The following is a 22987-nucleotide window of genomic DNA, read 5'->3' as shown; positions in this document are numbered from 1 at the left end:
GCATCGCATGTCTCGCGAGGGTCCCGTTTGCGAACAGCGCATTGCCGCGCTTCGCGCAACGGCTTGCAATGCGCTGTGTCACTCGGGCGTCGGCTCGGCTTCTTTCGCGGACCAACTGATGCTCGACACGCCCTTCTCCATGCTGATGCGGCTTGCCATCAGCTCGAGCTTCCCCTGGTCCTTCGGGTGCATGCGCAACGTCGCCGTCACTTCGATACGCATCGGGTCGTCCTCGAAGTCCTGGCTCGTCAGGCTCTGAAACGACAAAGGCTGCGAGTACATCGAGTTCGACAGCAGCGTGCGAATGTGAATCTCATCCTGTTCGCGGCACACGACCGTCAGCACATATTCGCGCACGAGATCCGCGTTCGATACAGGCGTCGCGTTGATCGCGCGGCTCACTTCGCGCAGCAGCGTATTGGTCGCGAGCACGACGACGGTGCCCGCGAACGCCGGCCCGTAATGACCGGCGCCGCACAGCACGCCGACGGCGGCCGAGCACCACAGCGTCGCCGCCGTGTTGATGCCCTGGATCGAGCCCTTGTCGCGCATGATCACGCCGCCGCCCAGGAAGCCGACGCCCGACACGACATACGCAGCAATCTGCGTGACACCCGCCACGCCGTTGCCCGTCAGCATGCCGAGCGTGACGAACAGGCATGCGCCGCTCGCCACCAGTGTGATCGTGCGCAGCCCGGCCGTGCGCTGGCGCATCTGCCGTTCCAGACCGATCGCGACGCCGAACGCAAACGCGGCGAGTAGCCGCCAGATGAAATCCGCTGCCATGTTGTTCGTATGCTGTAAGCCGTGAGGCCGGAATGATGGGGACGCTATCGTGAAGCCGCCGTGTTTCACTACTGTGTTACACGAATATGTTCGGCGGCTTTGTCGCGAGCCTGTCACAGTTCATCGCGCGCGCAAACCGGTAAACCGCTGTGCGTCGAACGCACGCGCCCGCCAACCGCCGACGAGGCGCGAGGCAACCTCACCGTTTTTCTAGTCGTTCGACGGTCAGAGTTTCCGGACGACGGCCGTTCCTGAGTCAAGTTTCCTGATTTGCCAAACGTTTGCGGATCGCATATCAAGTTCGCCGCGGCCGTGCCGACAAACCGATGTAGCGTCAACGACTTCTGGAGCGGTTCGTGAAGCAGCTTGCGTTTTGTATGGTTCTCGTCGCGATGGCCGGTTGCGCGCAATTGCCTGCGAACACGGCATCGCAGGCAGAAAAGCCGCCCGTGTCGACTGACCTCATCAGCTTCACGATTCCGCCCGATGCGCTCGGCGCCCGCGATCCGCAACTGGCGGCCGTGCTCGCCAAAGCGGGCGCGCTGGCCGCCGCGCAAAAGCAGCCGACGACGATTCTCGTCACCGCCCTCGGCCAGGACCTGCCGTATCTGAATCAGGCCATCTGGCGAGGCGTGCCGTCGCAGCATCCGGCGAAGATCAGTCTGGAGAACCTGACAGCGGGCGCGAACCAGCCATATAGCGTGTCGATCAGGCCGACCTCCGCGACCCTCTCCGGCACACCATGAAGGGAAGCCTCGCCATGTTCAGGACCGCTCTCCTCGCGGCGAGCCTCGTGCTCGCCGGGCTAAGCCAGGCCGCTCACGCGGGCCAGCCGGCCGTCGCCGGCACGCTGTCGGCAGGCAGCGCGAACGTTGCGCCGGGCATCTCCGGCCTGCCCGCCGCCGACAAGGTCTATCCGCCGCTGCCGACCCTCTCGATGCTGCCGCCCGTATCCGACGACGATGACGAGCCCGTCGTGCCGAAGCACGCGTCGAAAAAGCGCAAGCCGCGCGTCGTCGACGTGAGGCCCACGGCGCCTGCCGCGCGCCTCGTTGTGTCCGACGCTTCGCGCATCTATCTGCGCTCGGTCGAAAATCAACTCGAACTCGCGATGGCGAAATAACGGCAACGGAGCGTCATATCGTGTCCACTCGTGCGTCCATTCATCGGCTTCCTGCGACGCGCCGTTCGCGCCATCTGCTCAAATGCGCGCTGGCCGCGCTCGCGTTGTCCGTGTCGTCGCTCGCATGTGACGTCGCGCGCGCCGACGACTGCTTCGAACAGGCAGCCGCCTATCAGGGCGTCAATCCGCTGATTCTGCGTGCGGTCGCGTGGCACGAATCGAAGGGCGACGCGAGCGCGATCAATCGCAACGCGAACGGCTCGATCGACGTCGGGCAATTGCAGATCAACTCCATTCATTTCAGCGACCTGAAGCGCCTCGGCATTCCGCATCGCGCACTCACCGACGCATGCGTGAACATCTATGTCGCCGCATGGCTCATCAAGCAGAAGATGGTGAAGTACGGCAACACGTGGCGCGCGATCGGCGCATATCACTCGGAGTCGCCGAAAGAGCGCGACTCGTACGCGCGCAGCATCCAGAAGATTCTCGTCGCATGGGGCGAGCTGCTGCCCTCCGCGCGCTGAAGGCCGCGCAAATCGGCCTGTCGCACGACTATTTGCGTGACTTCGTGAGCCGGTGGCCTAGACCGAGATTGGTTGCGATCTGCCACGTATAGACGCGCGAGTAGCTGACGCCAAAGTGCGCGCGTATCAGTTCGCGCAGACGGTTGCTGGTCCACGCATCCGACGGGAAACCGTGAATGCTCGCAGGTCCGCTCAACGCGGACGCGATCCACTGCATCGCCGCTTCGTCGAGCACCGACGAACGGCCTCCGACGCTCATCTGCCTCAACGAATCCAGCCCGCCTTCGTTCAGCAGCGCGCGATATTTGCGCACGGTGTTTTCGGAGATGTGCAGTTGCGCGGCGACGTCGCTGATCGACGCGCCTTCCATCAGCATCCTGCCCGCCGCGAGTCTGCGCATGACGGTCGGCAATTCTTCGTTTCGTGAAGGCATGAGCGACCCCGTCGATAGTCAGAACACGAGCGCCCGGATTGCCGGATGACGGACATGGCGCAGCAAATGCAACGCATTGAAAGACCGATATATGTTTACAGCGGAACTGTGTCTCTCATCCGTAAAATTTCATGAGCGTCAAGAAATCATTTATGGATTTTATTGCGGGATACCCAACAAAAGAAAAACCATGTCCATTTAGGTAAACAATAAATCATCGCCGTTATTTTCGAAGCATTCGGATGATTTCTTGAACTTGCCGAAATCGTTTGCTAGCATGCTGTAACCATTACTGCATCGCATTGATTCAAGCCTCATAGCCCATATACCGTACGTGTGCCTGCTCCGTTTTCATAAGAAGAACGTTGTGCGGCAATGCGTTTATTTCAGCACGTAATACCTTAGCCGGCGGCCTGTTTCAACCCAACCGGCATGATCAGTCACGCCTGTTTTTATTCGCTGCTCGAAAAGCAATGAGGGCTTGCTTTAAAAAACAAAATACGCGGCAGGCAATTGAATTACATCCGGCCTTATTGGCAAAAAAACGGTTTCACTGATAAACGTCATAACAGACTATTTGCAACACGCCATCGCGCGGCATTCGATTCCGTACGCGACGGCGCATTTTCACGCGTGGAGGGCAACATGGAAGTGGAACGGGTTGAACGTATCGTCGTGGCGTTGCGACGCGCCGCCGAGCACGAGCGGCTCCTTACCTATCAGCGATTTCACGCAATGTTCGGCGCGGGTGATCCGCTCACTGCGCGCTATGACGCACTGGAGCGGGCCGTTGCGTCGCTCGGGGAAGTCTCGACGATCGACTACGGCGTGCTGCTTGCGCTCAGCAACGGCCTGCCCGGCCCCGACTTCTTCCGCCGTTTCCAGAAGCATCGCTACAACGACTACGTGGCCGTGATGGGGCCGCCCATTCACCGGCAGTCAATCAAGCGCAAGCGGATGCTGGTGGAAGCGGAACGTCGCCGCGTATACGACGACGCGAGACAGAAAGCAGCAAACCACGCCGTCGAAACAGCGTGACCACTAAAACCGCCACGTCCCGGCACAGGACGATCGGCACACTCAACGCACAAACGAGGAGTCTCACATGCAACATGTAGTTCGCGGTTCGATTCGCATCATGGCCATCGCAGCGGCTTGCGCGGTGCTGGCCGCGCCCGCCATCGACGCACGCGCGCAGGACAATCCGGCATCTTCGCCTGCTGCGAACGCGGTCGGCACAGCTGCCGTCGCCGAAGTGACGGCGCGCGTCACGCATATCGACATCGACAGGAACGAGGTGACGATCCGCGGCCCGCGCGGCAACTCGACGATCGTCGAAGTCGATCCCGACGTCGGCGACGTGAAGAAGCTGAAGGTCGGCGATCAGGTGCATGTCTCGTACAAGGGCGCGCTGCTACTGTCGGCGGACAAGGTCGACGCGAAGGGCGTGCGCTCGCGCATCGAGTCGCAATCGACTACGCCCGTGGAAGGCGGCGCGTCGACGCAGAAGCAGAACATCGAAGTGGTCGCGACCGTGCAGAAGATCGACCACAAGAAGCGTCAGGTGACACTGCGCGGACCCAGCCGCAGCGTGATCCTGCAAGTCGCGCCCGACGTGCCGCTCGACAAGATCAAGGTCGGCGACAGCGTCCGCGCGAATTACGTATCGGCGACGGCCATCCAGATCACACGCGACGGCACGCCCATTCAATAACGAGCACTCGACTTCGACGGCCGGCCCGTCTTGCCCTCTCGGCGAGACGGGCCGTCTTCGGCAGCCAATGCGCTTGCATCACGGTCACTGCGATGCCCATCGAACCCTGGAACTCTCCGAAGCGCCAAGCACGCCGCAAGATGATCTGGAGCAAGGCGCACGTCGTGCTGGCGGCGATCGGCACGTTGTCGGCCGTCGTCGGCATCGCCGTTGCGATCAACGGCGGGCTTGAATTCAACCGCACGAAAGTGCTCGTCGGCGTCGGCATCATCGCCGTGTCGACGATTCTTTATGTGTCGATGCTGTTCGTCGACGACGACTAGCGGCACGCCATCGTGACCCCATGCATGCGCGTGGCGCGGCTTACGTGCGCCGGCCGAGCGCTTCTTCTATCTTCCTGTCGGTGTTGTACTGGCTCAGCGCATACACCGACCATATCGCGGCGGGCAGCCAGCCGATGATCGTCAGTTGCAGCACGAGGCAGATGATGCCCGCAATCGGACGGCCAATCGTGAAGAACTGGAACCACGGCAAGATCAGGGCAAGCAACAGGCGCATGACATTTCCTTCGGCATCGACTTCGGGTTGAACTTAGGGTTGAATACTTCGATCACCCGTTGCGGCGCACGCGCACTGCCGTGCCGTAACAGAGCACTTCCGTGACGCCCGAGGCGATTTCGGTCGCATCGTACCGCATGCCGATGACAGCGTTCGCGCCGAGCGTCCCGGCTTCCGCAAGCATGCGCTCGTACGCGTCCAGACGCGCCCGCTCGCACAACGACGTGTACAGCGAGATGTTGCCGCCGAAGATCGTCTGCAGCCCCGCGCCGATCGCGCCGACCACCGAACGCGAGCGCACGATGATGCCGCGCACGATGCCAAGCGAGCCGTCGACCGTATAGCCGGGCAAATCGAAAGTCGTGGAGACCATGTTTCGTTCGATCATGTCGTTCCTTTCGTGTCGAGTGATTGCATCGGGTTCAAGGGGAACATGCACGGCGGCATGCATCGCGTGGCCCTGGCAAGCAAGTCACGCAGTTTAGCGCCCGGCCGCCCACAGCAGCGACAGTCCCGACGACAGCATCAGCCCGTCGACGATCAGCCTGAACGTGCCGGGACTCATGCGCACGACAATGCGGCGCGCGCAGAACGCGCCCGCCATCAGCGCGCAGCCGACGATCAGCCCGTCCAGTACGATGTGAACGGGCAGCGCGCCGAAGTGTCCGAACGTCATCACCTTGGCCACATACACGCCGACCGAGCCGGCCGCTTCCGTCGCGAGGAACGCGCCCTTCACGAGACCATAACCCATGAACACGGGCACCGTGATCGGGCCCGTCGATACGACCATGCCCGTCAGAAAGCCGATGGGCCCGCCGATCATCGCCAGATGCCACAACTTGAGACCGATCGAGCGGCGCGTGAGCCAGCGGCGCGCCGGCACCATCGCGACGAAGAACACGCCGAGTGCGATCTCGACGGCATGCGGCGGCAGCGCGAGCAGCGTGCGCACGCCGAGCGCCGCGCCCGGCACGGCCGTCGCGCAATATGCGCCGCACGCGCGCCAGTCGATTTCGCGCCACCACGCGAGCACCTTGCCGACGTTGCCCATGATCGCCGCGATCGCCATGACGGGCACGGCGTGCTGCGGGCCGAACATCATCACGAGCACAGGCATCAGCAACATCGACGAGCCCGTGCCGATCACGCCGCTCAACGTCCCCGCCGCCAGGCCGACGGCCAGTACCAACAGATAACCCACGCGTGTCCCCGGAAAATGCGCTGGCGCCATGCTACTCGAAAATGGCTGCATCGCAACCGCGTCAAGGACAACGGCAGCTAACGGGAAGCGGGGACGCAGAACCCGCGCATCGCCAACGATGCCCGTCCGCATGACGAACTCTCAACGGTGCAGGCACAATTGCAACGTATATGACACTGCACACAGGTAATACGAACGATGATCCGCGACCAGGAAACACTGTCTATTCTTCTCGACTCACTGTCGCGCTTCGTGCGCGAGCGTCTCGTGCCCGCCGAAAACGAAGTCGCCGAAACGGATGAGATTCCCGCTGCCATCGTCAGTGAAATGCGCGAACTCGGTCTGTTTGGCTTGTCGATTCCCGAGGAATACGGCGGCCTCGGCCTGACGATGGAAGAAGAAGTGCTCGCCGCGTTCGAGATCGCGAGGACGTCGCCCGCGTTCCGCTCGCTGATCGGCACGAACAACGGCATCGGCTCGCAAGGGCTCGTCATCGACGGCACCGACGAACAGAAGCGCCACTATCTGCCGAAGCTCGCATCGGGCGAACTGATCGCATCGTTCGCATTGACGGAGCCGGGGTCGGGTTCCGATGCCGCATCGCTGCGCACGACGGCCGTGCGCGACGGCGATCATTACGTGATCAATGGCACCAAGCGCTTCATTACCAACGCACCGGAAGCGGGCATCTACACGGTGATGGCGCGCACGAACCCGGACATCAAGGGCGCGAGCGGCATCTCGGCGTTCATCGTCGAGAAAGACACGCCGGGTCTGTCGCTCGGCAAGATCGACAGGAAGATGGGCCAGAAAGGCGCGCATACCTGCGACGTGATCTTCGAGAACTGCCGCGTGAGCGCCGCGAATATCATCGGCGGCAAGGAAGGCGTCGGCTTCAGGACAGCAATGAAAGTGCTCGACAAAGGACGCCTGCATATCTCGGCGATCTGCGTCGGCGCGGCCGAACGCATGCTCGACGACGCGCTGCGCTACGCGATGGAGCGCAAGCAGTTCGGCCAGCCGATCGCCGAATTCCAGCTCGTGCAGGCAATGCTCGCCGACAGCCGCGCGGAAATCTACGCCGCGCGCTCGATGGTGCTCGATGCCGCGCGCCGCCGCGACAACAAGGAGGACGTGTCGACGGAAGCGTCGTGCTGCAAGCTCTTTGCATCGGAGATGTGCGGACGTGTCGCGGATCGCGCGGTGCAGATCCACGGCGGCGCGGGCTATGTGTCCGACTATGCCGTCGAGCGCTTCTATCGCGATGTGCGCCTCTTCCGCATTTACGAAGGCACGTCGCAGATCCAGCAGCTCGTGATTGCGCGCAACATGATTCGCGACGCAAGCCGTTGATGCATCGATCGCGCGCGCCTCGGCGCAACGCGTGGACGGCGCATGTCGTCCACGATTTCCACCCTTTCCACGCTTTCATTGCGCCCCCGCAGGCAGGCATCGCTTTTTGATTGCCAGAAAAAACATCCCGACCTAAACTGCTTTGATGACGCAACGCAACAAGCCGCAACGAGCCTCTTCGCGTGCGTATCGCGCGTCCGATGGCCGCATTCATACTCGCGTCATGCAACTGCCATCTTTATCGCTGATCTTGATCGATGCCGCGCCTCGATGAGGCGTGTTGAAGTCTCGCCCTGGTTTCAGGCGCGTGACCCAGTGCAACGATGCACGCCTGGCGTACGAGTTCGATGTACACGCGATGCGTGCGAGGCGCGCGTCGCATGGGACCGTGGCACCGACTCTTTGAGGGAGTTCGAAGCGACCATGAATCAGTCTCTCCCGACATCCGTTTCGTCCAGCTTTTCCATTCCGCCGATGCCCTTCGCGTCGATGCCGGGCAATCTGCTGACGCAAGCGTCCGCCTACGCGATCGATGCATGGCAGCGCAGCGTGCTGTTTGCCGACGTGATGCGCGAGCGCGGCAATCAATATCAGTCGCACCTGCAGGAACGCGTGCCCAACGTGCTCGACTTCGACAGGGAACTGATCGTCGACGGGCGGCAGTTGCCGCGTCCCGTCAACTACGGCCTCGTTCGCATCGTCCCGCCCGATGACCTGAAGCCCGACCGCGATCTCGCCGACGGACACGATCCTGGCCGTCTGCGTCCGTTCGTCGTCGTCGACCCGCGCGCGGGACACGGCCCCGGCATCGGCGGCTTCAAGCGCGAAAGCGAAATCGGCGCTGCGCTGCGCGCAGGACATCCGTGCTATTTCATCGGCTTTTTGCCCGACCCCGTGCCGGCACAAACCGTCGAAGACGTGATGCATGCAGAGGCGGCGTTCCTCGAAAAAGTGATCGAGCTGCATCCCGACAGTCCCGGCAAGCCCGCCGTGATCGGCAATTGCCAGGCAGGCTGGCAAGTGCTGATGACGGCCGCGATGCGCCCCGAGCTGTTCGGCCCGATCATTGTCGCGGGCGCGCCCGTGTCGTATTGGGCCGGATGGCGCGGCAAGAATCCGATGCGCTATTCGGGCGGCATGCTGGGCGGCTCGTGGCTCACTGCGCTGACGGGCGATATCGGCGATGGCCGCTTCGACGGCGCGTGGCTCGTGGAAAACTTCGAGAACCTGAATCCCGCCAATACGCTGTGGACGAAGCAGTACAACCTCTACGCGAACATCGATACGGAAGGGCCGCGCTATCTCGGCTTCGAAAAGTACTGGGGCGGTCACGTGTTCCTGAACGCGGGCGAGATGCAGTACATCGTCGACAACCTGTTCGTCGGCAATAGGCTCGTCAAGGGCGAGATCGTGACAGCGGACGGCGTGCGGCTCGACCTGCGCAATATCCGCTCGCCCATCGTCGTGTTCTGCTCGTATGGCGACAACATCACGCCGCCGCCGCAAGCGCTCGGCTGGATCACCGACCTCTATCGCGACGACGCCGATCTGCTCGGCCACGACCAGACCATCGTCTACGCGACGCACGACAGCATCGGCCACCTGGGCATCTTCGTGTCGAGCAGCACGGGACGCAAGGAGCATCGCGAATTCGTCAGCAATATCGATCTGATCGACCTGCTGCCGTCCGGCCTCTATGAAGCGCACATCGGCGCGAAGACGGAAGCGACCGAGCATACGGACCTCGTGATCGGCGACAACGTGCTGTCGATTTCGCCGCGCACGGTTGCTGACGTGCGCGCAATCGTGCAGCCCGACCCGGAAAGCGACCGGCGCTTCGCGACGGCCGCGTATCTGTCGCGCTTCAATCTCGGGCTGTACCGCAGCATCATGCAGCCGTGGGTGCACGCGGGCACGATGCCGTGGATGGCCGATTTCGCGAGCAAGCTGCATCCGCTGCGCGTGACCTACGAATTGTGGTCCGATCGCAATCCGCTTGCGTCGTCCGTTGCGCAGGCTGCGCAAAGCGTGAAGGAAGCGCGCGCGCCCATCGAGCCCGACAATCCGTTCCTGCAGATGCAGACGTTCATGTCGAACGCGATCGAAGCATCGCTCGATTACTACCGCGACATGCGCGACGCCGCCGTCGAGCAGATGTTCGAAACGGTATACGGCGCGCCCTGGCTGCAGGCGTTCGCCGGTCTTCCGCCGCAAGCGGGCAGCGAAACAGCGGCGGCATTGACGGAACCCGGCAACACGGAAGAGCGCGAAGCATCGATCGTCGCCGAGCACGCGCGTCTGCGCAACGACATGACGGAAGGCGGCCTTCTCGAAGCGAGCGTGCGCGCGTTGCTCTACGTCAGGCGCACGCACGGCGAAGCGGACGAGCGCCGCTTCAACCTCGCGCGCGAAATGCTCAGCACGCTATCGGATCAGGGCATCCTGGCGTTCAAGCACGTCGTGCGCGAACAGGCCGCGTTGCTGCGCCTCGACACGGAAGCGGCGATCGAAGCGCTGCCCGGCCTGCTGGCCGACGCGTCCGCCACGCATATCCGCAACGCCGCGCGCGATATCGACAAGATCAGCACGACGCTGCCGCTTGATGACAACGAGCGCGCCGACCTCGCGCGCGTGCTGACGATTTTCGAATCGGCATCGAAGAAGAAATCGGCGCGGCGCACGGAAGCGGGCCAACAGGTCGAATGAACGATGCGCAGTTGCATCGACGCAGCGCGAGGGGCCGCCGCGCGCATCGGCGATGCAGGGTCGCTTTTCACACGATGGCACATGCGAGGGCACACACGATGGAACCCCAGCGCGAACACAAGCGCGAAAAGTACGAGCGTCTCGTCGACTTCGCCGCAAGCCTTCCGCCGACGCCGACCGCCGTCGCGCATCCGTGCGATCACGATTCGTTGTCGGCCGTCGTCGAAGCCGCGCGCCTCAAGCTGATCGCGCCGATTCTCGTCGGACCACGCGCGAAGATCGAGGCGGCCGCGAAGGAAGGCGACCTCGATCTCGGCGACCTGGCCATCGTCGACGCGCCGCACAGCCACGCAGCCGCCGAATGCGCGGTGCGCCTCGTGCACGAAGGCAAGGCGCAGGCGCTGATGAAAGGATCGCTGCACACGGACGAGCTGATGGCTGCCGTGGTCGCGCGCGATACGGGCCTGCGCACGGAACGACGCGTGAGCCACTGCTTCATCATGGACGTGCCGGGCCGCGAAGATCCCCTCATCATCACGGACGCCGCCGTCAACATCTCGCCGACGCTCGACGAAAAGCGCGACATCGTGCAGAACGCAATCGACCTCGCGCATGCGCTGCGTTTTCCGGAGGCGCGCGTGGCGATCCTGTCGGCGATGGAAACGGTCAACTCGAAAGTACCGTCGACGCTCGAAGCGGCCGCGCTCTGCAAGATGGCCGATCGCGGACAGATCACAGGCGGCATTCTCGACGGCCCGCTCGCGCTCGACAATGCGATCAGCGAAGAAGCCGCGAAGATCAAGGGCATCGTGTCGCCCGTCGCGGGCCATGCGAACGTGCTCGTCGTCCCCGATCTCGAAGCGGGCAACATGCTCGCGAAAAGCCTGACGTTTCTCGCGGGCGCGGACGCGGCCGGCATCGTGCTCGGCGCGAAGGTGCCCATCATCTTGACGAGCCGCGCCGACTCGGTGATCACGCGGCTCGCTTCGTGCGCGGTCGCGTCGATGGTCGCGCTCGCGCGGCGCGAGCAGCCCGCGGCCGCCATCGTCTGAGAACGTTTGAGGAACCGGCATGGACGTCATCCTCGTCATCAACGCGGGTTCGTCGAGCATCAAGTTTCATGCGTTCGCCGTGAACGGCGCGCAGCTCGATCCCATTGCGGGCGGCAAGATCGAAGAGATCTACGCGAAGCCGCATTTCATCGCGAAGCGGCAAAGCGGCGAAGTGCTCGAAGACAAGGGCTGGCCGGACGGCGAGCAGCTCGGGCATGACAACGCGATCGCGTTTCTGCTCGACTGGCTGCGCAGCCACGGCGAAGGCCGCGCGACGTTGCGCGCGGTCGGCCATCGCGTCGTGCATGGCGGCGACCGGTATTCGGAGCCCGTGCGCGTCGATGCGCACGTGATGGAAGAACTCGAAGCGCTCGTGCCGCTCGCGCCTCTGCACCAGCCGCACAATCTCGCGGCAATCCGCTCGATCATGGCGCGCAACGAACAGGTGCCGCAGATCGCGTGCTTCGACACCGCGTTTCATCACACGCAGCCCGCCGTCGCGACGCGCTTCGCGCTGCCACCCGACATCACGAGCCGGGGCGTGAGGCGCTACGGCTTTCACGGGCTGTCGTACGAATACATCGCGAGCGTGCTGCCGGAGCGCGACGAACGCGCGGCGCAAGGCAAGACCGTCGTGCTGCACCTGGGCAACGGCGCGAGCATGACGGCCCTCGATCGCTGCAAGAGTATCGCGAGCACGATGGGCTTCACGGCCGTCGAAGGGCTCGTGATGGGCACGCGCTCGGGCAGCCTTGATCCCGGCGTCGTGCTGTGGATGCTCGCAGAAGCGAACATGGATGCCCGCGCGATCGAATCGCTGTTGTATAAGCGCTCGGGCCTGCTCGGCGTATCCGGCATTTCCAGCGACATGCGCGAGCTGCTCGCGAGCGACGACCCGAGAGCGGCCATTGCCGTCGAGCTGTTCTGCTACCGCATCTCGCGCGAGCTCGGCTCGCTCGCGGCCGCGCTCGGCGGACTCGACGCGATCGTGTTCACGGCAGGCATCGGCGAATACGCGGACGCCGTGCGCAAGCGCGTCTGCGAACTGGCGGCATGGCTCGGCGTGTCACTCGACGACGAGGCCAACGCGCATCACGGTCCGCTCATCAGCGATGCGAAAAGCGCCGTCGATGTCTGGGTCATCCCCACCAACGAAGAACTGATGATCGCCCGGCATGCGCTCGGCCGGCTGGAGGGATAAGCATGGACAAGCCAACGGGTCAGCCGCTCGCGCAGTACAAGGTGCTGATCATCGGGATCGCCAATGAGCACTCCATCGCGTATGGCTGCGCGCGCGCGTTTCGCGAACTCGGCGCGGAGCTGGCCATCACGTATCTGAACGACAAGGCGAAGGCCTACGTCGAGCCGCTCGCGCAGGAACTCGGCGCGTCGCTGCTGCTGCCGCTCGACGTGTCGAAGCCCGGTGAGCTCGAAGCCGTATTCGACGCAGTCCGCAACGAATGGGGACGGCTCGACGTCGCCCTGCATTCGATCGCGTTCGCGCCCAAGGCCGATCTGCAAGGCGGCTTGCTGAACAGCTCGGCGGAGGGCTTTTCGGTGGCGATGGACATCTCGTGCCATTCGTTCATCCGCATGGCGCGCCTCGCCGCGCCGCTGATGGACGAAGGCGGCTCGATGTTCGCGATGAGCTATCTGGGCGCGACGCGCGTCGTGCCGAACTACGATCTGATGGGCCCGGTGAAAGCGGCGCTCGAAGCGTCGTGCCGCTATCTCGCGCACGAACTCGGGCCCAAGCGCATCCGCGTGCATCCGATTTCGCCGGGGCCGCTGAAGACCCGCGCCGCGTCAGGCCTCAAGGACTTCGATCTGCTGCTCAACGAAGCGGCCGAGCGCGCGCCCATCGGCGAACTCGTCGACATCATGGACGTCGGTTACACGTGCGCGTTCCTCGCGACGCCCTACGCGCGGCGCGTGACGGGCAACACGGTGTTCGTCGACGGCGGGGTCAATATCATCGGCTGAATATCGTCGTCTAATGCGCGGCGTCATTCGATAATGGCGCCCCGATTGCGCGTGTAAACCATTCGCGCCTGACAGGCGTTGTACTTCTGCACGCAGCCGCGTCCCTCGGCTGACGGGGGCAACAACATCTCATAACATGATGGATCGTGCGCGACCGCCCGCAGCGGCCTACGCGCGCGTTTCATACAACGATCCGAAAGCAATACGTAGTCGAAATGAACGATGCGTCGCATAAGATAACTTCCATCTCCTCTTCTTCGAAAACGCACGCCGTGCCCACGCCTTCCATCATTCCGGAGCAGGACAAAGCGCGCGACGCGGTCTCCGCCGCGCGCGAAGACAAGGTCGCGCATGGCGGCGCGCCGTGGGCGATGTTCGCGCTGTCGGCGATCGGGCTGCTGGTCGGCGCGTTTGCCGTCATCGGACCGGAGCATGTGTCGATGGCCGTCGCCAAGACATTGCTGGCGGTCGGCTGCGTGGTGGTCGCTGCGCTCGCGGGCATCGTCGCGGCGGACCTTTCCAGAAGGCAATGACAGCGCGACGCACCAGCACGGCGCATTTCATGCTACATAAAGTGGTGCACTGCACCACTTTTCTGCTATACTCACAGATTCACTTTTTTCGCACGCGTCGAATTGCGTCCTAACTGGAAGGCACTGCGCGAAAGGACCAGCGAACGCACGGGCATTTCAGTGCGCTTCGGCGGCCTTCAGCGCATCGTTCGTTCCGCGTCAATCGATTCGTGCAACACCCCGCCCTCCCTCACGATCCGACAGGTCACGCTGCCTGCCGCGCGCGTGCGCGCGGGGTAGCGAAACAGCCTGCCGAGGAGAACGTATTGGCAAAGCTTGACCGGGACAACTCCCAGTTCGAAACCACCGCATCGAAGGCGCCGAAGCGCGCCGCAAAGGCGAAGGCCCAACCCGCAGCCGTGCCGCAAGACGCGGCCCTGCTGGAATCCCTCGCTGAAGAACGTCAACGTCAGATGCGCGCGCTGATCGCGCTAGGCCGCGAGCGCGGCTATTTGACGCACTCCGACATCAACGACCACCTCCCCGACAATTTCACCGAAACGGCTGCGATGGAAACCATCGTCAGCACGTTCGGCGAAATGGGCGTTGCCGTGTACGAAACGGCGCCCGACGCGGAAACGCTGCTGTTGAACGACGGCCCGTCGGCTGCCGCATCGGACGATCAGGCCGATGAGGAAGCCGAAGTCGCGCTGTCCACCGTCGACTCCGAATTCGGCCGCACGACCGACCCCGTCCGCATGTACATGCGCGAAATGGGCGCGAGCGAACTGCTCACGCGCGCCGGCGAAATCGAAATCGCGAAGCGCATCGAAGGCGGCCTGCAGGACATGGTGCAAGCCATCGCAATGTGCCCGTCCATCATCTCGACGATTCTCGCGGACGTGGACCGCGTCGTGGCGGGTGAAATCCGCATCGACGAACTGGTCGACGGCATCAGCGATGCGAGCGAAGCCGCCGAGATGGACGACGAAGCAGCCGACGCCGCCGCGGAAGAAGAACTGGAAGCGAGCGCATCGGACGAAGATTCGGATGACGAAGACAGCGATCTCTCCGACGACGGCGGCGAAAAGGCCAACGCCGCGCGCCTCGAACAGCTGACGGCAGACAGTCTCGCGATCTTCGAGCGCGTGCGCGCGCTGTTTGCGAGCGTGCCCGACATGCCCGTCACGGACAAGCGCCGCGCAACGGCCATCGCGAACCTGCGCGAGTCGATCCAGCAGGAACTCACGCCGATCCGCTTCACCGCCAAGACCATCGACCGCCTGTGCGCGGACGTGCAGGCGCAGGTCGCGCAGGTTCGCGCGATCGAACGCAACATCCTGTCGATCGCCGTTGACCGTTGCGACATGCCGCGCGAAGCGTTCGTCGAATCGTTCCCGGGCAACGAGACCGATCTCGAATGGACGACGCGCACGGCCGCGAAATCGAAGGCATATGGTCCGGCGCTCGAGCGTCACCTGCCCGCGATCCAGTCCGAGCAGCAAAAGCTCGTCGATATCGAAGCCGCGATCGCGCTGCCGCTGCAACAGCTCAAGCAGATCAACAAGCAGCTGAACTCGGCGGAATCGAAGATGCGCCAGGCCAAGCGCGAGATGATCGAAGCCAACCTGCGTCTCGTCATTTCGATCGCGAAGAAGTACGTCAATCGCGGCATGCACTTCCTCGATCTGATCCAGGAAGGCAACATCGGCCTGATGAAGGCGGTGGACAAGTTCGAATACCGTCGCGGCTGGAAGTTCTCGACGTACGCGACGTGGTGGGTCCGTCAGGCCATCACGCGCGCGATCGCGGACCAGGCGCGCACCATCCGCGTGCCTGTCCACATGATCGAATCGATCAACAAGCTGAACCGCATTCAGCGCGAGATCGTCCAGCAAACGGGCCAGGAGCCGCATCCGTCCGTGCTCGCCGAGCGCATGGACATGCCTGAGGCGAAGATCCGCAGCATCCTGAAGATCGCCAAGAATCCGGCGTCGCTCGATTCGCCCGTCGGCGAAGATGCCGACACGACGCTCGGCGACATGATCGAAGACACGTCCGCGACGTCGCCCGCCGATGCCGCCGTCCACGCGAACATGCGCCGCGCGATCGACGAAGCGCTCGACGCGCTCACGCCGCGCGAAGCGAAGGTGCTGCGCATGCGCTACGGGATCGACACGGCATCGGAACTGACGCTCGAAGAAGTGGGCCGCCAGTTCGACGTGACGCGCGAACGTATCCGCCAGATCGAAGGCAAGGCGATTCGCAAGCTCAATCACCCGAGCCGCGCGGACAAGCTGCGCCCGTTCCTCGAGCGCGGCTAACGGCTCGAAGCTGAGCGTCGCCGTGACGCTCAGCACGCGAAAACAAAACGCGCGACAGTCTCAAGCTGTCGCGCGTTTTTTATTGCCCGCTGAACGCGCGCGCTACGGGAGCAAATGATGCAGCCAACGCATCAATGATGCTCGCCGTATTCCTTGCGAGCCATCGGCGTCGCGCGCACCTTCGAATACTGGAACGCGGGAATGGCCTTCACCGCGTCTTTCGTCGCGCCGGCCCAGACGAGCTTGCCGCCCGTATAGTCGAGTTGCGACATCGGGATCGCGACATCGTGCTGCGACACGCCAAGGAACTGATGCGCGGCGACGACCGCAAACGAAGCGGCATTGTCCGGCGAAATGATGATGTCGTGCAGCACGCCGACCTTCTGGCCCTGCTCGTTGTAGATCGGCTTGCCCAGCAGGCTCTTCTTCGCACTCCAGCCGTTGATGATGATCGATTCCTGCTCGACGCTCACGCCGATGGTCTGTGCGCCCGCCACCTGCGCGCTCGCCTGAACCGAAAACACGCCGGCCGTCGATGCGGCGATCAGAACCGCTGCCCAGTTTGCCTTCATAGCTTATTCTCCGATGTGAAATGTTGCGAGGAATTGCCGCTGCTGTGAGAAGCGACATACCTTACCGCATCAGAAACAAGCCGTCGCAGGAGGGTACACGGTGCACTTCTCGTCATGCTACTTCGCGAGGCTCAGTCCTTTGCCCAGCACGGAGCCGTCCTTCTGGTTCACGAGCCAGACGGCCCGAACGCTTGCGTGAAGCGTCGAGGTTCGACGGGTGATGTCGGTGGGCTCTTCGTCGGTCGGATCGCTGTGCTCGCTCGTCTGCGTCAGATACGGCGGCTCCAGCGTGCAGACAAGCACGATCGCGAAGTTATCGCCGGCGCTTTCGAATGCCTCTTGCGAAAGCATCAGGCGCCCGCGCGCGACGGTCTTCGTTGCGCCTTCTGTCTTCAGCTGAATCAGGTCGATGGTCTGGATGTAGCCCTTGGCCTTCGCGTCGGGCGCGATCACGAGCCCTCGCCCTCTCGGGCCGACGATCTTCAGATACAGCTGGATCGCTTCGGGATGCTCGTCGCTGGCAAGCGGCACGTTCACGCTCAGCCGATGCGTCGCCGAGCGGTACAGAATGCCGTGCGGCGCGGGAATCATGAACAGGAACGTGCGTTGTCCGTTCTCCGTGGTCGCCGCATGGCCGTGAAAGATGCGGTCGAACGGCTGACGCGCGAGATTGCGAATGCGCTCGCTGAGCGATTGCGTCGCGGCAGCGGGCATCTGGCCAGCGAGCGCATCGCGCACCTTGACGGGATCGTCGGCTGTAACGTGTTCCGGCATCGACGTCGTGCTCGACGCTTCCGGCTCGGCGGCTTTGGAGGCTGCGTTCGCCGATGTATTCGTCGATGCATTCGTCGCCCCATAGGCAGCCGCGCTCATGCACAGTGCCGTCGCGATACACAGCTTGAGCCCGACTCCATTTGCCCTGGCAACCGCGCGATTCAGAAAATGCACAACATCCTCTCCGTTGATGATGACGCTATCGGTGCGTCTTGTTCTTCTCACGGTTCGTCTCGACGGGTCGAACGCGCTATCAGTTCGCATTCTAAGCGCATTCGATGAACGGGATGCGGCAAGCGGGCTACGGCTCTGGCAGGCCGCGTTCTGGCAAGTGATCAGCCAAGAAAAAACGCCAGGCACCGAAGTACCTGGCGTGCAGTTCGACTACACAGGCGCTCGACGCGCCTTTTATTCTTGCCTTTATATCGACTGCAAATTGCAGATCTTTAGGCCTTTACGCATACATTTTAATCCGGGAAAGAATGAAGGCCGTCCGGTTAACTTTGCGATCCTGAGCATGTTCCCTTGTGAGCCTATGAAACGGGACGTGCAAACGTTTTCTCCATACGCCTTTACGCGATCCTGCATACGCCCACCATTACGCGCTCGAGCCGAGCAGCCGGCGCGCGGCCGAGATCGTCGGGCAAATAGTTCGTTTCCGTCGATGCGGTCATGACAGGCGATCCTCCGATGATGGGCGGCCCCTGCACCTTGCCATGCGCATGCGCGACAGGCTGCGGGCCGATGATGGTCCGCTGAAAAGCGTGCTACGCGCTCTCGCGCGCGATCACGCTGAAATCGATTTTCACGCTCTTGTGCGCCGAAGCGCGCGTCGATGCCGCCGCGCCGTCCTGTGCCGCGAGCGCGGCCAGCAGCGCTTCGCCCGTGCGCGTGCCGATGCCGTACGCGTCGACGGAAATCGTCGTGATGGTGGGCGCGCAGCACGCGGCCACTTCGAAATTGCCGAAGCCCGCGATGGCGATATCGCCCGGCACCGACAAGCCGCGCCGGCGGCATTGCATGATCGCGCCGAACGCGGACATGTCGCTCACGCACATCACCGCGTCCGTGTCGGGCCATTGATGCAACAGCGCATCGAGCGCGGGCGCGCCGTGGCTCATCGTGATGGGCGACTCGCCGAGACGCACGACGCGCGGCTCGCCCAGGCTCTGCGCCTTCACTTCCTGCAGATAGCCCTTGAGACGTTCGAGGCCACGCCGGTCGAGCTCGCTCGCGCCGCCGAGAAAACCGATGCGCCGATAGCCGCGCTCGACCAGATAGCGAACCATCTCGCGCGCGGCCTTCGCGTTGGAAAAGCCCACGGCGGCATCGATCGGCGAGGCGGGCAGATCCCACATCTCGACGACGGGCACGCCCGAGCGCAACAGCAACTCGCGCGTCCCGCTCGTATGCTGCGCGCCCGTCAGCGCGATGCAGCGCGGCTGATGGCGCAGCATCGAGCGCACGAGCCGCTCTTCGCGTTCGAGGTCGTAGTCCGTATCGCCGATCAGCAGTTGCAGCCCTTGCGGCTCGAGCGCGGCCGTGAGTCCCCGCACGGTGTCGGAGAAGTTGGAACTGGCAAGCGACGGCACGAGCACCGCCGCAAACGCCGAGCGGCCCGAGGACAACGCGCCTGCCGCCGCATCCGCGACGTAGCCGAGTTCGTCGATGGCCCGCTGCACGCGCTCGCGCGTAGCAGGCGCGACGCCGCGGCCGGCGAGCACGCGCGAGACCGTCATCTTCGATACGCCCGCGAGCGCCGCGACATCCGACATGCGCGGCGGTCCCGCTAGCGCGTTGCGTGTTTCGATGGCGCGTCTGGTGCTGCGTGGAGTGCTGGACATGCTGATCGTTTGGGGTCGCGTTCTTTATCAGCCGCATATGATAACGGCAACGTCGCACGCGCCCCGTGCGTCTGCGAAGAAAGCGACACGAGCGACACGACGCATGATGAACGCAGCGCCGGATTCGATGCGTGCGCGTTTCGCCGATTCAATCCGTCACGCGCAATGCACTGCGCTTTTCGATCAGTCCCGGCACGGATACGCGCATCGCGAAGACGCCGCCCGATTGCGGATACTGTTCGAGCTCCTCGGCGGGACGGCCCTGGCGCGCGGTGGTCACATAGAGCGTGCGCAGATCGTCGCCGCCGAACGCGCACATCGTCGGGCAGCGCGCGGACAACGGATATTCGCCGACGATCTTGCCCTCCGGCGAAATGCGCACGACCCGTCCGCCTTCGTACAGCGCGGACCAGTAGCAGCCTTCGCTGTCCACCGATGCGCCATCCGGACGCCCGCGATCCGTCGGCGTCGGCTCGAACTTCATCCAGTCTTCGCGCGGCCCGACCTCGCCGCTGTCGACGTCATACGCATGCCGGTAGATCGTGAAGCGCGGCGTATCCGAGTGATAACACCAACGGGAGTCGGGACTGAACGCCATGCCGTTCGACGTCAGCAGACCTGGGTCGATCTTCGTCAGCTCGCCGTTCGCGTAGCGATACAACGATGCGGCATTGCCCGCCTTCGGTTCGTCTAACGTGCCGAGCCAGAACCGGCCATGCGCATCGCAGCGGCCATCGTTGAAGCGGCTCGTCGCGGGATTCTCCGGGTTCGCGCAGAGCTTGCGCACCACCTGCCCGTTTTCGTCCAGCAGAAAGATGCCCGTGCGCATGCCGGCGATAAAACCGTCGTCTTCCGTCAGCGAAAAGCACCCGATGTTCTCGGGCATCGGGATCGCCACATCCTGCCCTGTCTTCGGATCGAAGCCATGCAGCGCGGGCGCCTGGATATCGACCCACCACAGCTTCGTGCGGCGCTCATCCCAGCGTGGACATTCGCCAAGCGCGGCGGCAGCGGGCAATACACATTCGAACGTCTGCATGATGATGGTCCTCTCTCGTGGCTCTTGAAAACGCACGCGGCGCGGATCGATCAACAGTAGCAAACAATCATGCAACGTTCAGCGTCGCAACCGTTTTTCGCACACAGCCCGTTGCGCGAACCATTCTGCGCGCATCGCCGCGTTGCATTCGCGCACGCGGCGCGCGCCGCTCCCTGAGCCGTTCGGGACGCATGCTCGCGCCATGTCGCTGGCGGCTGTCCTCGTCGTCGCTGGCGAGGGCAGCCACAGGCACGCGATCGCGGGCGAAGAAGTCGATCAACGTCGAGAGGCGCTGCTTCATGTTGTCTCCAGGTGCTTGTCGTGCCGCGTCCGTTCGGGTGCAACGCGAAGAACGCGCGGGAGTAAACGCCAACGGCGTCCCGCCAGTCCGGTTCCAAGACCAGACTGAGGGGACGCCGTTGTCCAATTCGATGCTGCAAAAGTGCCAGGAAGGCCAGAAGGCTTTTGCTGCGCCGCGGCTCGTCGTTGACGCTGCGGCAGGTTAACAACGCAAGCGATATGCCAAGCGCGACGTTTGAGCGGACGGCCGCGCCCACAGGCGATGCCGCGATCATTTAGTCTCGATAGCAGCCGAGGTCAGCGATTCATCGCGATGCTCGCAAGCACTTTCGTGGTGCGTCGCAGCACAGCATAAGTGCACTATAAGGCGCGGCGAAATCGTCAGACGCATTGCATCGCTCACTCGATTTGCCCGCTAGCAACGAAGCCCGCCGCACGTTGCACACATGAACGGCGCGCGCGTTTCGACGACTGGCCTCGTTCTTGCGATACCGCCGTTCGCCGGCAAAGGCGCCGGCATCCGGTCCGGGCACGAAGCCCATCACGGGAACAGGTAAAAAGCAGACAGGACAGCGGCGTCCCCTTCGTGCAAGCACGAGCGGGACGCCGTTTGCGTTGGCGGCATCGATTGACGGACACACGCGATGGAAAAACGGATGAATATGGGCAAAGTCTCACTGGTCAGCGCGGGACCCGGCGATCTCGACCTGCTCACCTTCAAGGCGGCGAAGGCCATCGCGGCCGCCGACGTGCTGCTGATCGACGATCTCGTCAATGACGAGATCAGTACGCTAAAAGCGGCTCATGCGCGGGTGATCAAGGTCGGCAAGCGCGGCGGCTGCAAGTCGACACCGCAAGCGTTCATCCAGCGCCTGATGCGCCGCTATGCGCTGCAAGGGCGCCACGTCGTGCGGATCAAGGGCGGCGATGCGCTGCTGTTCGGCCGCGCGGGCGAAGAAATCGCCGACCTGCGCAGCGCGGGCATCGACGTCGATATCGTCAACGGGATCTCGTCGGGCTTTGCAGCGGCAGCGGGGCTCGGCGTGTCGCTCACGCATCGCGACCATTGCCAGGGGGTAATCTTCGTGACGGCGCATCTGCGCGACGGCAGCGAACCCGACTGGGCGACGCTCGCGGCCACAGGCATGACGCTCGCGATCTACATGGGCGCGAGCCGCATCGAAGGCATCAGCGAAGCGCTCGGCAAATCGCTCCCCGTCGACACGCCCGCCGCCGTCGTGCAGTGGGCCGGCACATCGCAGGAAAAGCGCGTGTGCGCAACGCTCGGCGAGATTGCGGCGCGCGCCGCATCGGAAAACATTGCGAGCCCGGCCGTGATTTTGATCGGCCGGGCGATTGGGGAAGGCGTGGCGCAACTGGCCGCGCGCAGCGAGTCGATGTGCCGGCTGAGCGCGTGAGCGTGCCGACTTATTGCCAATTAGCCGCTGATTGCCGCTTATGGCTGGCGTGGCAACCGCTCATTGGCCGCACATGATCTTCATGATGTCGGCCTGCGTCAGCACGCCGACCACACGGCCGCCCTCGCCCACCACGGGCAAATGATGATGCCCTTCTTTTTGCGTGAAGAGCGGAATGACATCGGTGAGCGGCGTCATCTCCGCCACGCAGTGGACCTTGCGCGACATCACCGTGGTCACGGGCCGCGCGCGCCGCTCGCTCTCGGGCACGGTCGTATCGGACGCGAGCTTGAGGAAAGGCAGAACGGCATCGAGCGGTTGCAAATCGACATGCGTGACCACGCCTTTCAGGCAACCCTCTGCATCGACGACGGGCAGCAGCTTGATATGGTGCGAATCGAGCACCTTCAACGCTGCGCCGATCGTATCGTCGACGGTCACGGTGACGGGCGGCTTGCGCATCACGTCCGCGCACGTGAGCCGCAGCAAGTGCTGGAAATAGGCCTGCCGTTGCAGCTCGCCGAGTGCCGTTCGCCGTTCGTCCTGTTGCCCCCGCGCCCGGCCTTCGCCCGGATTCGTTTCGCCGTCGCCCTGAGCGCGGTCATCCATGGCCCCGGCGTGATGGCTCGGGTTCCCGAAACACCAGTTCAATACCGACGAGATCGACATGTTGGACCCTCCCCAGGGTACGTTGACCGTGCATGAAACAGCAATTCCAGCGATGCAGATCAGCTTTCATCGCTTGCTGCCAGTTTACATCATAAC

The 22987-nt window shown here is 63.5% G+C and carries 25 protein-coding genes; 14 read left to right on the top strand and 11 right to left on the bottom strand.

Annotated features, from left to right (window positions below):
* Positions 1-78: 78 nt before the first annotated feature.
* Positions 79-786 carry an MgtC/SapB family protein gene (locus AABE10_RS20070; RefSeq protein WP_342935001.1) on the bottom strand — a complete coding sequence of 236 codons (708 nt, stop codon included), beginning with the start codon at positions 784-786 and terminating at the stop codon, positions 79-81.
* Positions 787-1163: 377 nt separating this feature from the next.
* Between AABE10_RS20070 and AABE10_RS20065 the strand changes: the two genes are divergently transcribed.
* From AABE10_RS20065 to AABE10_RS20055, 3 genes are read left to right on the top strand one after another with little or no spacing between them, the layout of a single operon-like run.
* On the top strand, positions 1164-1532 hold the full coding sequence (locus AABE10_RS20065; protein WP_342935265.1) for a hypothetical protein: 369 nt from the start codon (positions 1164-1166) through the stop codon (positions 1530-1532).
* 14 nt (positions 1533-1546) lie between these two features.
* Positions 1547-1909, top strand: a complete 363-nt coding sequence (locus AABE10_RS20060; RefSeq protein WP_342935000.1) for a hypothetical protein — start codon at positions 1547-1549, stop codon at positions 1907-1909.
* A gap of 38 nt (positions 1910-1947) precedes the next feature.
* The gene (locus AABE10_RS20055; protein WP_428983365.1) at positions 1948-2436 is read left to right on the top strand and encodes a lytic transglycosylase domain-containing protein; all 489 of its coding nucleotides are present in this window, start codon (positions 1948-1950) and stop codon (positions 2434-2436) included.
* Positions 2437-2464: 28 nt separating this feature from the next.
* On the opposite strand, the gene AABE10_RS20050 is transcribed toward AABE10_RS20055, so the two are convergent.
* Entirely contained in the window at positions 2465-2869 is a 405-nt protein-coding gene (locus AABE10_RS20050) for a helix-turn-helix domain-containing protein (RefSeq protein ID WP_342934999.1), read from the bottom strand.
* Positions 2870-3514: 645 nt separating this feature from the next.
* Here AABE10_RS20050 and AABE10_RS20045 point away from each other — a divergent pair.
* The 3 genes from AABE10_RS20045 to AABE10_RS20035 all read left to right on the top strand — a co-directional run bounded on the left by AABE10_RS20045 (position 3515) and on the right by AABE10_RS20035 (position 4906).
* Positions 3515-3907: a hypothetical protein gene (locus AABE10_RS20045; protein WP_342934998.1), complete on the top strand. Its 393-nt coding sequence runs from the start codon at positions 3515-3517 to the stop codon at positions 3905-3907.
* Between the two features lie 67 nt (positions 3908-3974).
* On the top strand, positions 3975-4583 hold the full coding sequence (locus AABE10_RS20040) for a hypothetical protein (protein WP_342934997.1): 609 nt from the start codon (positions 3975-3977) through the stop codon (positions 4581-4583).
* A gap of 92 nt (positions 4584-4675) precedes the next feature.
* On the top strand, positions 4676-4906 hold the full coding sequence (locus tag AABE10_RS20035) for a DUF2964 family protein (RefSeq protein ID WP_342934996.1): 231 nt from the start codon (positions 4676-4678) through the stop codon (positions 4904-4906).
* Between the two features lie 40 nt (positions 4907-4946).
* Here the strand turns inward: AABE10_RS20035 and AABE10_RS20030 are convergent, their stop codons facing one another.
* From AABE10_RS20030 to AABE10_RS20020, 3 genes are all read right to left on the bottom strand, one after another.
* The gene (locus AABE10_RS20030; protein WP_342934995.1) at positions 4947-5141 is read right to left on the bottom strand and encodes a YqaE/Pmp3 family membrane protein; all 195 of its coding nucleotides are present in this window, start codon (positions 5139-5141) and stop codon (positions 4947-4949) included.
* Positions 5142-5193: 52 nt separating this feature from the next.
* Positions 5194-5529, bottom strand: coding sequence for a YbjQ family protein (locus AABE10_RS20025; RefSeq protein WP_342934994.1), 336 nt, complete (start codon positions 5527-5529; stop codon positions 5194-5196).
* A 93-nt stretch (positions 5530-5622) separates the two neighbouring features.
* Complete coding sequence (locus AABE10_RS20020; RefSeq protein ID WP_342934993.1) at positions 5623-6345, bottom strand: sulfite exporter TauE/SafE family protein; 723 nt, start codon at positions 6343-6345, stop codon at positions 5623-5625.
* A 198-nt stretch (positions 6346-6543) separates the two neighbouring features.
* Here AABE10_RS20020 and AABE10_RS20015 point away from each other — a divergent pair, with 198 nt between their 5' ends.
* The 7 genes from AABE10_RS20015 to rpoD all read left to right on the top strand — a co-directional run bounded on the left by AABE10_RS20015 (position 6544) and on the right by rpoD (position 16275).
* Positions 6544-7698, top strand: a complete 1155-nt coding sequence (locus AABE10_RS20015; protein WP_342934992.1) for an acyl-CoA dehydrogenase family protein — start codon at positions 6544-6546, stop codon at positions 7696-7698.
* Positions 7699-8121: 423 nt separating this feature from the next.
* A complete protein-coding gene (locus tag AABE10_RS20010) occupies positions 8122-10404 on the top strand; it encodes a DUF3141 domain-containing protein (protein ID WP_428983358.1) in 2283 nt (760 codons plus the stop codon).
* A 74-nt stretch (positions 10405-10478) separates the two neighbouring features.
* Positions 10479-11456, top strand: coding sequence for a phosphate acetyltransferase (locus AABE10_RS20005; protein WP_342934991.1), 978 nt, complete (start codon positions 10479-10481; stop codon positions 11454-11456).
* 19 nt (positions 11457-11475) lie between these two features.
* Positions 11476-12657 carry an acetate/propionate family kinase gene (locus tag AABE10_RS20000; protein ID WP_342934990.1) on the top strand — a complete coding sequence of 394 codons (1182 nt, stop codon included), beginning with the start codon at positions 11476-11478 and terminating at the stop codon, positions 12655-12657.
* 2 nt (positions 12658-12659) lie between these two features.
* On the top strand, positions 12660-13439 hold the full coding sequence (fabI, locus tag AABE10_RS19995) for an enoyl-ACP reductase FabI (protein WP_342934989.1): 780 nt from the start codon (positions 12660-12662) through the stop codon (positions 13437-13439).
* A gap of 272 nt (positions 13440-13711) precedes the next feature.
* The gene (locus tag AABE10_RS19990; RefSeq protein WP_342934988.1) at positions 13712-13972 is read left to right on the top strand and encodes a hypothetical protein; all 261 of its coding nucleotides are present in this window, start codon (positions 13712-13714) and stop codon (positions 13970-13972) included.
* A 305-nt stretch (positions 13973-14277) separates the two neighbouring features.
* On the top strand, positions 14278-16275 hold the full coding sequence (rpoD, locus tag AABE10_RS19985) for an RNA polymerase sigma factor RpoD (protein ID WP_342934987.1): 1998 nt from the start codon (positions 14278-14280) through the stop codon (positions 16273-16275).
* Between the two features lie 131 nt (positions 16276-16406).
* Here rpoD and AABE10_RS19980 read toward each other — a convergent pair whose 3' ends face one another.
* From AABE10_RS19980 to AABE10_RS19960, 5 genes are all read right to left on the bottom strand, one after another.
* Entirely contained in the window at positions 16407-16847 is a 441-nt protein-coding gene (locus tag AABE10_RS19980; RefSeq protein ID WP_342934986.1) for a PRC-barrel domain-containing protein, read from the bottom strand.
* Between the two features lie 117 nt (positions 16848-16964).
* A complete protein-coding gene (locus AABE10_RS19975) occupies positions 16965-17846 on the bottom strand; it encodes a hypothetical protein (RefSeq protein ID WP_342934985.1) in 882 nt (293 codons plus the stop codon).
* Positions 17847-18388: 542 nt separating this feature from the next.
* Complete coding sequence (locus tag AABE10_RS19970) at positions 18389-19396, bottom strand: LacI family DNA-binding transcriptional regulator (RefSeq protein ID WP_342935262.1); 1008 nt, start codon at positions 19394-19396, stop codon at positions 18389-18391.
* A 217-nt stretch (positions 19397-19613) separates the two neighbouring features.
* Entirely contained in the window at positions 19614-20504 is an 891-nt protein-coding gene (locus tag AABE10_RS19965; protein ID WP_342934984.1) for an SMP-30/gluconolactonase/LRE family protein, read from the bottom strand.
* 67 nt (positions 20505-20571) lie between these two features.
* Complete coding sequence (locus tag AABE10_RS19960) at positions 20572-20805, bottom strand: hypothetical protein (protein ID WP_342934983.1); 234 nt, start codon at positions 20803-20805, stop codon at positions 20572-20574.
* A 655-nt stretch (positions 20806-21460) separates the two neighbouring features.
* Here AABE10_RS19960 and cobA point away from each other — a divergent pair.
* The gene (gene cobA / locus AABE10_RS19955; RefSeq protein ID WP_342934982.1) at positions 21461-22222 is read left to right on the top strand and encodes a uroporphyrinogen-III C-methyltransferase; all 762 of its coding nucleotides are present in this window, start codon (positions 21461-21463) and stop codon (positions 22220-22222) included.
* A gap of 60 nt (positions 22223-22282) precedes the next feature.
* Here the strand turns inward: cobA and AABE10_RS19950 are convergent, their stop codons facing one another.
* Complete coding sequence (locus tag AABE10_RS19950; RefSeq protein WP_342934981.1) at positions 22283-22891, bottom strand: CBS domain-containing protein; 609 nt, start codon at positions 22889-22891, stop codon at positions 22283-22285.
* Positions 22892-22987: the final 96 nt, after the last annotated feature.

It is taken from the genome of Paraburkholderia diazotrophica, from assembly GCF_038900755.1.
Lineage (GTDB): Bacteria > Pseudomonadota > Gammaproteobacteria > Burkholderiales > Burkholderiaceae > Paraburkholderia > Paraburkholderia diazotrophica_A.
Note: the sequence above shows the minus strand (reverse complement) of the source record. Positions and strands in the feature narration are given on the sequence as shown.